This is a genomic window from Polaromonas sp., assembly GCF_018780625.1.
In the GTDB taxonomy this organism is placed as follows: domain Bacteria; phylum Pseudomonadota; class Gammaproteobacteria; order Burkholderiales; family Burkholderiaceae_C; genus Polaromonas.
The window spans coordinates 1-14710 of the sequence record NZ_JADMJK010000066.1 but is presented as its reverse complement, the minus strand read 5'-3'; the positions used below and the strand labels follow the sequence as shown (position 1 = coordinate 14710).

The following is a 14710-nucleotide window of genomic DNA, read 5'->3' as shown; positions in this document are numbered from 1 at the left end:
TCCTGGTGTCGCACGAGTCCATTGGTGACGGCCAGTGGTTCATCAATACCGCGACGCAGTACGCCAAGGACCGCGTGGTCTTCAACCGGCCGATCGGCCAGAACCAGGGTGTGCAGTTCCCGATTGCCCGTGCCTATGCCGAACTGCAAGGCGCCGACATGATGGTGCGCAAGGCGGCTGCATTGTTCGACGCGGCCCAGCCCTGCGGCGAGGCCGCCAACGTGGCCAAGCTCCTGTCTGCGGAGTCGGCATGGAACGCTGGCGAGGCCTGCATGCAGACCCATGGCGGTTTTGCCTATGCCCGCGAGTACGACGTCGAGCGCCGCTGGCGCGAGGCCCGCGTCCAGCGCACCGCACCCATCTCGACCAACCTCATCCTTGCCTACATTGGCGAGCACGTGCTCGGCCTGCCGCGCTCTTACTGACGGCGCGGCCACCATGGGGTTAACCGCTCAGCTGGCGCAGTATGTCGCCGAGTCGAAGTCATTGACGCTTGATGCGGCGGTACGCACCACCGTGCGCACCGGCTTCATCGATACCGTGGCCGTCATGCTGGCGGGTCGGGACGAACCCGTTGTGCAGGTCGTGCGCCGCTTCGTGGCCAGCCAGCAAGGCGGGCTTCAGCAGGCGCGTATCCTGCTGGGCCCCGAACATTGCTCGAGCCGTGACGCGGCGCTCATCAACGCCTGCGCCGGGCACGCGCTCGACTATGACGACGTCGGGCTGATGGGGCATCCCAGCGTGGTGCTGGTGCCCGCCTTGCTGGCAGAGGGTGAACGGCTGAAGTCCAGCGGGCTGGACCTGATGCGCGCCTATGTCGTTGGCTACGAGGTCTGGGCCGAACTGCTGGCCCGTGATCCGCAGAAGCTGCATGACAAGGGTTGGCATCCGACCGCGGTATTCGGTGTATTGGCGGTGGCAGCCGCCGTGGCGTGCCTGCGCGGCTTTGATGCCATTCAGGCCCGTCATGCCCTGGGTATCGCCGCCAGCATGGCCGGCGGCCTGATTGCCAACTTCGGCAGCATGGTCAAGCCCTTCCACGCCGGCCAGGCCGCGGCGCACGGCATCGACGCGGCCAACCTGGCGAGCCTGGGCCTGACGGCATCGGCGGACACCATCGAGCATCGCTGCGGCTTCCTGGCGGCCTTCTCGCCGCAGGGCCAGGCGGACAGCTCGCCCCTGGAGCACGATCTGTCTTCCCGGCAGTGGATCAAGGCGCGTGGCCTGGGCGTCAAGAAGTACCCCATGTGCTTCGCCACCCACCGGGTGATTGATGCCGTCGTCGACCTCAGTGTGGCACACGACTTGGAGCCGGCGCAGATTCGCCATGTGAAGGCGACCATAGGCAAGACGCAGGCCTTGATGCTGCGCAATATGCGCCCCACCACCGCGCTGGAGGCCAAATTCAGCCTGCAGTTCGCGGTGGCGGCCGCCTTGGTGGCGCGCCGCGTTGGGCTCGCGGAACTGGTGGAGGCGTTCGTGCAGCGTGATGATGTCCGGCGCCTGTTCGAATGCGTCGAGGTCGAGACGACGGATACCGTCTGCCCACAGGAGGCCACGCTCGCCCTGTCAGACCGGGTCGTGATCGAGACCCTGGATGGCCAGGTGTACGACAGCGGCGAGGTCTACCACGCCAGGGGCAGCTTCGAAGCGCCCTTGTTGGCCCGCGACCTCGAGTCCAAGTTCCTGGACTGTGTCAGCGGCGCGCCGATGGTGGACGGACCCGCACTTTTGCGGCGCTTGTCGGACCTCGACGCTTGCAGCGATGTTGGCCAGTTGTTCGCCTAGGTCGCCAGACCGGAGTGCAAGGTATTTTTTTTCTTTGACCTGCTATGAAACTCTGTCGCTTCAACAACAATCGGCTCGGCGCCGTTCTCGGTGACTCCATCGCTGATGTTTCCGACGCACTGCGTATCCTGCCCCAGTACACCTATCCGCTGCCTTGCTTTGACCCGCTGATTGCAAACCTGGATGCGGTACTCGCCCAGGTGAGTCTGCTTTTGCCGCAGGCGCAGCGGATTCCGCTCGGGAGCGTCCGGCTGCTCAGTCCTGTTGGCAGCCCGGGGAAAATCATTGCGGCGCCGATCAACTACACGCGTCACCTGGAAGAGGTGTTGGCCGACAAGGGAATCAACAACGGCGTGGAGAGCTTTACCCAGCACATTCGCAAATCCGGGTTGTTTCTCAAGGCGAACAGTTCCCTTGCAGGCGCAGGGGAGGGGGTCTCGTTGATCCACCTGGATAGACGCAATGACCACGAAATCGAGCTGGCGATCATCATCGGACGGGAGGCCAGGAACGTGCCGCTCGACAAGGCGCTGGATTACATCGCGGGCTACAGCATCGGCATCGACATGACCATTCGAGGCCCCGAAGAGCGCAGCTTCCGCAAGTCACCGGATTCCTACACGATCCTCGGGCCATGGATGGTCACGCGAGATGAAATTGCGGACCCGGGCAAGCTGGAGATGACGCTGCGAGTCAATGGTCAGGTGCGCCAGGCGGCGAACACCTCGGATCTGATCCTGGGTGTCCGTGAACTGGTCGAGTTTGCTTCCCGGTTTTATACCCTCTACCCAGGGGACGTGATCATTTCCGGAACCCCGGAGGGTGTCGGCCCAGTGGTGCCTGGCGATGTCATGCGCGCCGAGATCTCTGGTATCGGGTCGATGGAGATACGGGCTCGCGCCGGGGCTTGCTGAAGCACCGCCACGGCGGAATGGCGAAATCACCATGAAAGATCAGCTCCCCAATTGGTTGGGTTGGGTTGTGTTGTGTCGCATTGACGATTCAGCAGCCATCTCGACGATGCTGGGTGCTTTGAACGAAATGGATACGAGGCGGTGGGCTGGCAGTCCCTCTCATGACCCCACATCCCCAGCCCGCTTGCCCTGCACCTTCCCCGCCATCCGCCGGATGAAATGCTCCAGATCATCCATGTAGGTGAAAACGGCCGGCACCACCAGCAAACTCAGCACCGTTGAGGTGATCAGTCCGCCGATCACGGCGACCGCCATCGGGGAGCGAAAGCTGGCGTCGGCGGCGCCGAAGCCGAAGGCAATCGGCAGCATGCCGGCGCCCATGGCCAGCGTGGTCATGATGATGGGGCGGGCGCGCTTGTGGCAGGCGTCCAGCAGCGCGTCAAAGCGGCTCAGCTGGTGTTCGCGCCTGGCCACGATGGCGTACTCGACCAGCAGGATCGAGTTCTTGGTGGCAATGCCCATGAGCATGATGAGGCCGATCAGCGAGGGCATGGAAAAGCTCTTTTGCGCGATCAGCAGGCCAACGAACGCGCCGCCCAGCGCCAGCGGCAGCGCCGCCAGAATCGTGACCGGGTGCAAGAAGTCCTTGAACAGCAGCACCAGCACGATGTAGATGCACAGCACGCCGGTCAGCATCGCCAGGCCAAAGCTGGCGAACAGCTCGCCCATGACTTCGGCGTCGCCGATTTCCACCACCTTGACGCCGGCCGGCAGGTTTTTGACGGCGGGCAGCGCCTGCACGGCTTTGGTCACATCGCCCAGCGGCTGGCCCGACAGCTCGATCTCGAAGTTGACGTTGCGCGAGCGGTCGTAGCGGTCGATCACGGCGGGTCCGCCGGCCATCTCCAGCGTGGCGACCTGGGCCAGCAGCACCGGGGCCGCGCCGGGCTTGACGCTGGGCACGGCCAGCCGCTCCAGCACGCTCAGGTCCTGCCGCGCGGCGTCGGCCAGCCGCACCACGATGGGCACCTGGCGCTCGGGCAGGTTGAGCTTGGGCAGCGCCGTGTCGTAGTCGCCCAGCGTGGCAATGCGCAGGGTGTCGCCGATGGCGGCGCTGGTCACGCCCAGGTCGGCGGCGCGGGCAAAGTCGGGCCGCACCGCGATTTCGGGGCGGATCAGGCTGGCGCTGGAACTCACGCTGCCCAGGCCCGGCACGGTGCGCAAGTCTTTTTCCACCGCCTGCGCAGCGGCCTGCAGTGCAAGCGGGTCTTCGCCGGTCAGCACCAGCACGTACTTTTCGCCCGAGCCGCCCAGGCCGACCTTGCTGCGCACGCCGGGCAGCGTTTCAAGCGCCGTGCGCATGTGGTTTTCAATGCCCTGCTTGCGCGGGCGCTCGCTGCGCGCGGTCAGCAGCACGGTCAGCGTGGCCTTGCGCGTTTCGGCCGCGCCGGTCATGGCCAGCGGGTCGCCGCCGGCGCTGCCGCCGCCTATGGTGGTGTAGATGCTGCGCACATGCGCCACCTGGCTGATCAGCTGGCGCGCCTGCTCGGCCGCCGCTTTCGTCTGCGCCAGCGTGGCGCCGGGCGGCAGTTCCAGGTAGACCTGGGTTTGCGAGTTGTCGTCGGGCGGGATGAAGCCGGTCGGCAGCAGCGGGATCAGCAGCAGCGAGCCGATGAAAAACAGCGTCGCCGGGATCATGGTGGTCACGCGGTGCTTCAGGGCCCAGGTGGCAGCGCGCATGTATACCCTCAGCCAGCCCGGCTCCTTGTGGTCGCCCACAATCGGCTTGAGGAGGTAGGCCGCCATCATGGGCGTGAGCACCCGGGCCACCACCAGCGACGCAAACACCGCGAGCGAGGCGGTCCAGCCGAACTGCTTGAAGAACTTGCCGGCCACGCCGCTCATGAAGGCGGTCGGCAGGAACACCGCAATCAGCGTGAAGGTCGTGGCGACCACCGCCAGGCCAATCTCGTCGGCCGCTTCCATTGCCGCCTGCAAGGGCGTCTTGCCCATGCGCAGGTGGCGCACGATGTTTTCGACCTCGACAATCGCGTCGTCCACCAGAATGCCGATGACCAGCGACAGCGCCAGCAGCGTCACGATGTTGATGGAAAAACCCAGCATCTGCATGCCGATAAAGGCCGGAATCACCGACAGCGGCAGCGCCACCGCCGAGACAAAGGTGGCGCGCCAGTCGCGCAGAAACAGCCAGACCACCAGCACCGCCAGAATCGCGCCCTCGTACAGCAGCGCCATCGAGCCGTCGTATTCTTCCTCGACCGGCTTGACGAAATTGAAGGCCTCGGTCAGCACCAGGTCGGGGTGTTGCCGCTTGAGTTCTGCCAGCGCCGCCTGCACGGCAGCGCCCACGGTGACTTCGCTCTCGCCCCGGCTGCGCGCCACTTCAAAACCAACCACCGGCTGGCCGTCCAGCAGTGCTGCCGAACGCGGCTCGGCCGTGGTGTCGCTGACGGTGGCGACCTGGTCGAGCCGGATGCGCCGGCCGTCGCTGAGCGCCAGTTCGAGCCGGCCCAGCGCTTGGGCCGAGTTGACGGTGGCCAGCGTGCGCACGGGCTGCTCGCTGCCGCCCAGGTCGGTGCGCCCGCCCGCGCTTTCCACCTGCACCCGCTTGAGCTGGCGCGAGATGTCGGCGGCGGTGGCGCCCAGCGCCTGCAGCCGTGACGGATCCAGCGCCACGCGCACCTCGCGCGTCACGCCGCCCACGCGGTTGACGGCGCCCACGCCGCGCACCGCCAGCAGCTTGCGCGACACGTCGTTGTCGACAAACCACGAAAGCGCCTCGGCGTCCAGCCGGCTCGACGCAATGGTGAAGGCCAGCACCGGCTGGCCCGCCAGGTCGACCTTGCTGACGATCGGGTCGCGCAGGTCACCGGGCAGGTCGGCGCGCACGCGCGACACGGCCAGGCGCACGTCGTCAACGGCTTCCTGCACTGGCTTTTCAAGCCGGAACTCGGCGTTGAGCGTGACGCCGCCGTCCTGCACCTTGGTGGTGATGTGTTTCAGGCCCTGCACCGTGGCGATGGCGTTTTCAAGCTTGCGCGCGACTTCGGTCTCTAACTGCGCCGGTGCCGCGCCCGGCAGCGAAGCGGAGACGCTGACCGTGGGCAGGTCGATGTCGGGAAAGTTCTGCACCTTCATGGCCTTGAACGACAGCATGCCGCCAAAGGTCAGCAGCACAAACAGCATCACGGCCGGAATCGGGTTCTTGATCGACCAGGACGATACGTTCATGGCATCGCTCCTTATTTGCTAGCTGCTGATGCAGGCAGCACGGTGGATAAGGCCTTATTTGGCTTGAATTCCTGAACCACCCGGACCAGATCCCCATGGTTCAGGAAACCGGCGCCATTGACCACGACCTGGGCCTCGGGCGCCAGCCCTGAAACGACTTCAACCCGGTCACCCACGCGCCGCCCGGTCTGCACCTTGACCTGGCTGACGCGCTGGTCGGCGCCCAGCACGAACACAAATTGAAAGCCGTCACGCATGATCAGCGCCGGCTGCGGCACGGTCAGCGCGTCGGACGCGCCCAAATCGAATTCGCCGCGCGCAAACATCCCAGGTAGCGCGGCGCCCACTTTTTTTGACATGGGCGGCAAATCGACATACACCAGCGCCGCGCGGGTCTGCGGGTCTACGGTGGGGGCAATCATGCGCACCCGGCCCTGCAGCGCGCCGCCGCTGGGCGGCTGCACCGTGGCCCGCGTGCCGACCGTGATGCGGTCCAGCTCGGCCGAGGTGACTTCGGCACGCCATTCGAGCCGGCCCTGGCGGATCAGGCGAAACAGCTCGGTGCCCGCGCCGACCACGGCGCCCACGGTGGCGCTGCGCGCCGAAATGATGCCGCTGTCGGGCGCCAGCACCTGGGTTTGCTTGGCGCGAAGTTGCTGTGCGTCCAGCAGCGCCTGGGCCGCTTCGGCGCGGGCCTGGGCGGATTTTTCGGCGGTGAAGTACTGGTTGATTTGCTGGGCGCTGAGCGCGCCCGTGTTTTGCAGGGTGCGCGCGCGGTCGCCATTGGCCACGGCGTCCAGCGCGTTGGCGCGCGCTTCCATCAGGCCAGCGCGCGCCTGCGCCACGTCGGCCTGCACGCTGTCGCCGGCAAACGTGGCCAGCACCTGCCCGGCCTTGACGCTGTCGCCCACATTGACGCGTACCTCGGTCAGGCGCAGGCCGCTGGATTCGGAGCCGATGAGGGCTTCCTGCCAGGCGGCGATGTTGCCGTTGGCCGCCAGCGTGATGGGCAGGCGTGCCTGCTGCGGCGCTGCCGTGCTGACGGTCAGGGCCGGCTTGGGCGCGGCCAGCGCAGGGCCTTTTGGCGAGGTGGGGCTTGACGACAGGAAAAAGAAGGCCGCTGCGGCCCCGGCGATGACCACGACCACGAGGCTGACGACAACGGCGGGCTTGAGTTTGAATTTTTGCATGGTGCGGGCGGCTCGGGACGAATAAAAAACCGGGACGGCAGCCATGCGGCAGCCGCAGGCACTGCCGGGCCGCTTGAAAGCAGAGGGAGCACGCACGGGGGCAGGCTGCCCCAGCTTAACTCAGGCGACCGGGCCGAAGGTGCTGGCCCACAGCGCCTGGATTGCCTCGCGTTCGGCTGCCAGGGCGGGCGGGCTGACCTGGGTCGGCTCTTCGTTCAGGCGGGCCTGGTGCTGCACGCGGCGCAAGGTGCGGTAGGCGCTGGCGGCCTGCTGGCCCACGCCTGCGGGCAGCAGGCCGGCCAGTTCGGCACGCTGCAGCAGGGCAATGTTGCCCACGTTGTCGGCCAGTTCGGGGTGCCGGGCCGACTCGGACAACACCAGGAATTGCACCGCGAATTCGGCGTCGACCATGCCGCCCGTGCTGTGCTTGACATCGAACTTGTCGCCCTTGACCGGATGCGCCTTGCGCACCTTGTCGCGCATCGCCACGATTTCGCTGCGCAGCGCCGGCACGTCGCGCGGCGCGGTGATCACGCTGCAGCGCACCTCGTCAAAACGCTGTCGCAGCGGGGCGTTGCCCAGCACGAAGCGCGCGCGGGTCATGGCCTGGTGCTCCCAGGTCCAGGCGGTGTTGCTGCCGCGCTGCTGCTGGTAGCGGGCGTAGGCGTCAAAGCTGGTGACCAGCAGGCCGGAGTTGCCGTTGGGGCGTAGCGCGGTGTCAATTTCAAACAGGTCGCCCTCGCCGGTCTTGACGGTCAGCCAGTTGATCAGTTTGCGCACAAAGCCGGCATAGACCTCTGACGCGCGCTCGTCCTCGTCCTCGTAGACAAACACGATGTCCAGGTCGCTGCCGTAACCCAGTTCCTTGCCGCCCAGCTTGCCGTAGGCAATGATGGCGAACTGCGGCGTGTCGCAGTGCTTGTTTTTCAGGCGCTGCCAGCACCAGTCGGCGGTGATGCTGAGCACCGCCTCGGCCAGCGCGCTCACATCGTCGGACACCTGCTCGACGGTCAGCATGCCTTCCACGTCGCGTGCCAGCGTGCGAAAGATTTCGGCGTGGTGGGCGCGGCGCAGCAGGTTCAGGCAGGTTTCCTCGTCGTCTTCGCCGGTGCGCCTGAGCGCTGCCAGCCGCTGCTGCAGGTCCCGTGTGAAGGCGGCGGCGTCAAAGCGCTCGTGCATCAGCGCGTCGCTGGCCAGCTCGTCAATCACGCCGGGGTGCTGGAACAGGTAGCGCGCGGGCCATTTTGCAGCGCCCAGCAGGCGCAGCAGGCGCTCGTGCACCGCCGGGCGTTCGAGCAGCAGCGCCAGGTAGCTTTCGCGCCGCAGCAGGGGCTCGATCCAGTCGATCAGCCGCAGGGCGGCTTCTTCCGTCACCGTGCCTTCTTTGAGCCACTGCGCGGTGCGCTGCAGCAGGCGCACCAGGCGCGCGCGCGAGTCTTCGCGCAGGGCAAGCACCCGGGGATGCTGGCGCCACAGCGCCAGCCGGGCCTTGAATTGCGCCGGCCAGTGCGCGGGCAACTGCTCCAGCAACTCTTCAAGCTGCGGCGGCGCCCCGTTGCCATTGCCGTTTCCGTTGCCATTCCCGTTGCCGCAACCCTTGCAGTCGGGCTTGCCGCCCAGCAGCCGGTCAAACTCGCCCGCCACCAGTTCGCGGTGGGTGTCGAGTTCGCACAGGAAGTCGCCGCAGTTGCGGTAGCCCATGGTCTGGGCGATCCAGCCGAGGTCGTCGTCGCGGGTGGGCAATACGTGGGTTTGCTGGTCGTCCAGGTACTGGATGCGGTGCTCCACGCGGCGCAGGAAGTCGTAGGCGCGCGCCATCGCATCGGCGGTGTCCTGGGGCATCAGGCCGGCGTTGGCCACGCGCTGCAGCGCATCCACCGTGGGGCGGGTGCGCAGCTCGGGGAACTGCCCGCCGCGCACCACCTGCAGCAGCTGCACGGTAAATTCAATTTCGCGGATGCCGCCGCGCGACATTTTGACGTCGTTGGCGCGCTCGGGGTGGCCGGCGCAGCGCTTGGCCGCGTGTTCGCGGATTTGCCGGTGCAAGATGCGCAGCGCATCAAACACGCTGTAGTCCAGGTAACGCCTGAAGACGAAGGGCAGCACGGAGCCGCGCAAGGCCTGGGCCGAGCCGCTGCGTATGCTGGCCAGCGGCGACACCACCCGGCTTTTAAGCCAGGCAAAGCGCTCCCATTCACGCCCCTGGGCCTGGAAATAGTCTTCCAGCGCGCTCAGCGAAATGGCGGCGGGGCCAGAGTTGCCGTTGGGCCGAAGGGCCAGGTCCACGCGAAACACAAAGCCGTGCTCGGTGACGTCTCCAATCAGGCTGAACACCGCCCTGACCTGGCGCGCAAAGTACTCGTGGTTTGAAATCTGGCCACGGCCGTCCTCGCGGCCTGCGGTTTCGCCGTCCTGGTCGTACACATAAATAAGGTCAATGTCGCTGGACACATTGAGCTCGCGCGCGCCGAGCTTGCCCATGCCGACCACCCACATCTGTGCCCGGGCGCCGCCCTCGGCTTGCGGCGCGCCATGCGCCGCATCCAGCTGGTTGCTGGAATGCTGCATGGCGACATCCAGCGCCAGTTCGGCCAGTTCCGTCATGGCCCGGGTCACGACCTCCAGCGCAACGCCGGTCGCCGACGCGGCGGCCGCCAGCGCCGGGCCGCCCCAAGCAAGGCCATCCCCCTCGGGGGGCAGCGAACCACACGCAGTGGGGAGCGTGGGGGCCACGTCCAGCGTGACCAGCCGCTCCATGACCAGCTGGCGCAGCAGCCGCAGCGCCGCACCGGTTTCCAGTCCGCTGGCCAGCAGCGCATCGAGGGCGGTCTGCATGCCGGGGCGCAGCGGCGCGCCCGCAGGCAACAGGGGCAATTGGTCGGCATAGCGGCGGCGAATGCGCTGCACAAAACGGGAGTAGGCCGACGCCTGGGGCGGGGCGGGGGTGTCCGGGCAAACAGTTGACAGGGCGGTCATCACACTACTTCACAAACTTCATGGTTCTACCTCAAGCGGACAGGTGGGGCGGCAGTCATAATTCCCGAGTCAATGGAGCCCACAATTTTCACCCCGCCTGCCTTGCCGTCCCGCCGCCTGCGCTGGATCGCACGGAGCATGCGCTGGTTGCTGTGGCTGGTCGCGGCGGCCTGGCTGCTCTTTGGCCTGAGCGGGTTGCTGCTACACGGCTGGATTGTGCCGCGAATTGGCGAATTCCGTCCGCGGCTCGAAATAGAGGCCACCAAGGCGCTGGGGGTGCCGGTTCGCATTGGCAGCATCAATGCCTATTCGCGCGGCATGATCCCGTCGTTTGAGCTGCACGACGTGCGCCTGATGGACGCGCAGGGGCGCGAAGCGCTGCGGTTGCCGCGCGTGGTGGGCGCGCTGTCGCTGGCGTCGCTCTGGGGGCTGGGCTTTGAGCAACTGCTGATCGACCAGCCCGAACTGGACATCCGGCGCACTGCCGACGGAAAAGTCTTTGTCGGCGGGCTGGATGTTTCCAAAGGCCAGGACGCGGGTCATGGCGCCGTGGCTGACTGGTTTTTCTCGCAGACCGAGTTCGTGCTGCGCGGCGGCTCCGTGCGCTGGACCGACGAGTTGCGGCAGGCGCCGCCGCTGGCCCTGGGCCAGGTGGATGCGGTGATGCGCAATGGCAGGCGCCGCCACCTGCTGCGGCTGGACGCCACGCCGCCCCCTGAGTGGGGCGAGCGTTTCAGCCTGCGGGGCAGCTTCAGGCAGTCGCTGCTGTCGGGCAACGCGGGCAATTTTGAAGCCTGGTCTGGCCAGCTGTATGCCGAGTCCGGCCGCGTTGACGTGTCGCGCGTGCGGCAGTATGTCGGCGTGGACACCCTGGGCGTGGAGCTGATGCGCGGCAACGGCGCGCTGCGGGCCTGGGCCGATGTCAGCAAGGGGCAATTCACGGGCGGCACAGCCGACCTGGCGCTGCAAGACGTCGATGCCCGGCTGGGCGCCCAGCTGGAGCCGCTGGCCTTCGCGTCGGTGGCGGGCCGCATTGGCGGCGCGCGGCGTGCCAATGGCTTTGACTTCAGTACCGAGCGCCTGCAATTTCGCACCCGGGACGGCCTGCAGTGGCCGGGCGGCAACCTCGCGCTGGCGCATACCCGGGGTGAAGGCAAGGTGGCCCCGCACAGCGAACTCCGTGCCGACAAGCTGGATCTGGCCGTGCTGGACCAGATCGCCCACCGCCTGCCGCTGGGCCGCAGCGCGCACGAACTCCTGACCACGTTTGCGCCCAGCGGCCTGGTGGAGACCCTGGAGGCGCGCTGGCAGGGTCCGCTGGATGCGCCCACCACCTATGCGGCCAAAGGGCGTGTGGCTGGCCTGCGCGTGGCGGCGCTGCCCAACCCGGTTACCGCCCCGCACGCAACACCCGGTCGGCCCGGCGTCAGTGGCGCGACCCTTGATTTTGACCTGACCGAGGGCGGCGGCCAGGCCAGCGTGAACATCCTCAAGGGGGCGCTGGATCTGCCGGGCGTATTCGAGGACGCGTTGATTCCGCTGGACCAGCTGTCGGCGCAGGTCCGCTGGAAATTGTCGGGCCGCAAAATCGAGGTGCAGCTGCGCAACCTGCAGTTTGCCAACGCTGATGCCCAGGGCCAGGCGCAGGTCAGCTGGCATACCGAAGACGCAGCGCCTGGCAGTCCGGCAGACGCTGCGTCGCCCGATCACCGATTTCCGGGCGTGCTGGACCTGCAGGGCAGCCTGAGCCGGGGCAATGGCGCCCAGGCGCACCGCTACCTGCCGCTGGTGCTGCCCGACGAGGCGCGCCACTATGTGCGCGATGCCGTGCTGCAGGGCCAGGTCAGCGACGTCAGGTTCCGGGTGCTGGGGCCGATCCGGGAACTGCCTTTTGCCAACCCGGCGCACGGGGAATTCCGGGTGTCGGCCAGGGTGCGCAACGGGCAACTGGCCTATGTCCCCAAAACCCTGCAGCCGGCGGGCACCGCGCCCTGGCCGGCCCTGACCGACCTCAACGGGGAACTGGTGTTCAACCGCGCCGCGCTGGAGGTGAATGGCGTGTCCGGGAAAGTCGCCGGCTTGCCGGGGGTGCAGCTGGTCAAGGGCAGTGCGCGAATTCCCGACCTGCTGCACGATGCAACGGTGGAGGTGAATCTGGAGATCAAGAGCCCGCTTTCCGATGCGCTGGGTTTTGTCAATACCTCGCCGCTGGGCGGCATGACCAGCGAGGTGCTGGCCAAGGCCGTGGCCAGCGGCAACAGCGAGCACCGCTATCGCCTGATGCTGCCTATCCATGCGATTGAAACATCCCAGGTGGCGGGCCGAATCACGCTGCCCGGCAACAACGTGCAGTTTGCGCCGGGAACGCCCGAACTGACCCAGCTCAAAGGGGTGTTGGCGATCACGGAGCGGGGTTTCCAGGTGGCCGGCGCCCAGGCGCGGCTGTTCGGGGGCGACATGCGTTTTGACGGCGGCATGCGCGAGCTGGCCCGTGCGCTGCCGGGTGCGCCGGAGCCCGAGCCCGTGGTGGCGTTCACCGCGCAGGGCACCGTGTCGGCAGAAGGCTTGCGCCAGGCCCGGGAGATGGGCTTTGTGGCGCGCATGGCGCAAAACGCCAGTGGCAGCGCGGCCTATGCGGCGTCGCTGGGTTTTCGGCGTGGGCATGCCGAAGTCATGGTGTCCAGCAGCCTGCAGGGCATGGCACTGGACTTTCCGGCGCCGCTGCGCAAAACGGCCGAGTCCGCGCTGCCGGTTCGTTTTGAGAGCGCGCTGGTGCCGGCCACGATGGCGCCGGGGCAGGCGCTGCAGGACCAGTTGTCGCTCAGCATCGGGCGCGTGGCGTCCGTGCGCTATGTGCGCGACGTGAGCGGCGCCGAGCCCCGTGTCATCCGGGGCGGCATCGGCGTGGGGCTGGAGGCTGATGAACCCGTGCCACTGCCTGAGGCGGGCGTCGCCGGTGTGGCGGCCAACATCAACCTCGCGCGGGTGGACCTGGATGCCTGGGCGCGCCTGCTGGGGGATGTGCCGGGCGGCGCACCGCAGGCGGCACCGGCTGGCGCCGCCGCAGCGCTGGGCTACCTGCCCACCACCATGGCGATACGCGCCAAAGAGTTGCTGGTGCAGGGGCGCCAGCTGAACAACGTCGTGGTGGGCGGTTCGCGCGAAGGCCTGAACTGGCGCGCCAACATCAATGCGTCCGAGCTCAATGGCTACGTCGAATACCGCCAGCCCAGCGCGGCTGGCGATGGCCGTGTCTATGCGCGGCTGGCGCGGCTGAACCTGGCGGCGAGCACGGCGCGCGAGGTCGAGGCCCTGCTGGACGAGCAGCCCGCCAGCATTCCGGCGCTGGACATCGTGGTCGAGGAGATGGAGCTGCGCGGCAAGAAGCTGGGGCGTGTGGAGATTGAGGCGGTCAACCGCAGCGCCTCGGCCGGTGAGGCGGTACGCGAGTGGCGCCTGAACAAGTTCAACGTGATCCTGCCCGAAGCCGTGCTGACTGCGACCGGCAACTGGGTGGCCGCCAGCCCGCAGCCCGCTGCGCGCCGCCGCAGCCTGCTGAACTTCAGGCTGGACATTGCCGATTCGGGCCAGTTGCTGACCCGTTTTGGCATGGCCGATGTGATACGCCGCGGCAAGGGCAAGCTGGAGGGCCAGGTGGCCTGGAACGGCTCGCCCCTGAGCCTGGACTATCGCAGCATGAGCGGGCAGTTCAACGTGAACGTCGCGTCGGGGCAGTTCCTGAAGGCCGACCCGGGCATTGCCAAGCTGCTGGGCGTGCTGAGTCTGCAGTCCTTGCCCCGGCGCCTGACGCTGGATTTCCGGGATGTGTTTTCCGAAGGATTCGCCTTTGACTTTGTGCGCGGCGATGTCAATATTCAGCAGGGGCTGGCGCGTACCAACAACCTGCAGATGAGCGGTGTGAATGCCGCTGTACTGATGGAGGGCAGCGCCGACATTGCCCGCGAAACGCAGGACATCAAGGTGGTGGTCGTGCCTGAAATCGATGCCGGGACGGCCTCCTTGATCGCCACGGTGATCAACCCGGTGGTGGGCTTGGGCAGTTTCCTGGCGCAGATGTTTTTTCGCAAGCCCCTGATCGAAGCGGCGACCCAGGAGTTCCACATTGACGGCACCTGGGCGGACCCCCGAATCACCAAGATAGACCGCAAGGCCAAGGCCAGCGGCGCCCCTGTGGAGACACGCTGAACATGAAAATAGCGGCCATTCAAATGGTGTCCGGCACCGACGTTGTGCGCAACCTGGACACGGCCCGGCACTGGCTTGCGCAGGCCGCTGCGCAAGGCGCGGAACTGGCGGTGCTGCCCGAGTACTTTTGCGTCATGGGCCGCAAGGACACCGACAAACTCGGCCTTCAGGAAACCGCTGGCAGCGGGCTGATCCAGGATTTTCTGAGTCAGTCGGCGCGCGAATTGGGCCTCTGGATTGTCGGCGGCACGCTGCCGATGGCGACCAGCGACCCTGCCCGCGCCCGCAACTGCTCGCTGGCCTACGCCCCGTCAGGCCAGTGCGTGGCGCGCTACGACAAGATCCACCTGTTCAGGTTTGCACACGGCCAGGAAGACTACGACG

8 protein-coding genes are annotated in these 14710 nt (G+C 67.1%); 5 read left to right on the top strand and 3 right to left on the bottom strand.

Annotated elements, in window-relative coordinates; genetic code table 11:
* The 3 genes from IV091_RS06135 to IV091_RS06125 form a co-directional block, all read left to right on the top strand.
* A partial coding sequence (locus IV091_RS06135) for an acyl-CoA dehydrogenase family protein (RefSeq protein WP_293466519.1) occupies positions 1 to 425 on the top strand: 425 nt, incomplete at its 5' end.
* A 13-nt stretch (positions 426 to 438) separates the two neighbouring features.
* Positions 439 to 1788 carry an MmgE/PrpD family protein gene (locus IV091_RS06130; RefSeq protein WP_293466516.1) on the top strand — a complete coding sequence of 450 codons (1350 nt, stop codon included), beginning with the start codon at positions 439 to 441 and terminating at the stop codon, positions 1786 to 1788.
* A gap of 44 nt (positions 1789 to 1832) precedes the next feature.
* Positions 1833 to 2702, top strand: a complete 870-nt coding sequence (locus tag IV091_RS06125; RefSeq protein ID WP_293466513.1) for a fumarylacetoacetate hydrolase family protein — start codon at positions 1833 to 1835, stop codon at positions 2700 to 2702.
* A gap of 159 nt (positions 2703 to 2861) precedes the next feature.
* Here the strand turns inward: IV091_RS06125 and IV091_RS06120 are convergent, their stop codons facing one another.
* The 3 genes from IV091_RS06120 to glnE all read right to left on the bottom strand — a co-directional run bounded on the left by IV091_RS06120 (position 2862) and on the right by glnE (position 10120).
* Positions 2862 to 5954, bottom strand: a complete 3093-nt coding sequence (locus IV091_RS06120) for an efflux RND transporter permease subunit (protein WP_293466510.1) — start codon at positions 5952 to 5954, stop codon at positions 2862 to 2864.
* 11 nt (positions 5955 to 5965) lie between these two features.
* Positions 5966 to 7144, bottom strand: coding sequence for an efflux RND transporter periplasmic adaptor subunit (locus IV091_RS06115; protein ID WP_293466508.1), 1179 nt, complete (start codon positions 7142 to 7144; stop codon positions 5966 to 5968).
* A 120-nt stretch (positions 7145 to 7264) separates the two neighbouring features.
* Entirely contained in the window at positions 7265 to 10120 is a 2856-nt protein-coding gene (gene glnE / locus IV091_RS06110; RefSeq protein WP_293466505.1) for a bifunctional [glutamate--ammonia ligase]-adenylyl-L-tyrosine phosphorylase/[glutamate--ammonia-ligase] adenylyltransferase, read from the bottom strand.
* Between the two features lie 72 nt (positions 10121 to 10192).
* Here glnE and IV091_RS06105 point away from each other — a divergent pair, with 72 nt between their 5' ends.
* Complete coding sequence (locus tag IV091_RS06105; RefSeq protein ID WP_293466502.1) at positions 10193 to 14326, top strand: YhdP family protein; 4134 nt, start codon at positions 10193 to 10195, stop codon at positions 14324 to 14326.
* A gap of 2 nt (positions 14327 to 14328) precedes the next feature.
* Positions 14329 to 14710, top strand: a 382-nt coding sequence (locus IV091_RS06100) for a nitrilase-related carbon-nitrogen hydrolase (RefSeq protein ID WP_293466500.1), incomplete at its 3' end; no start/stop codon positions are given.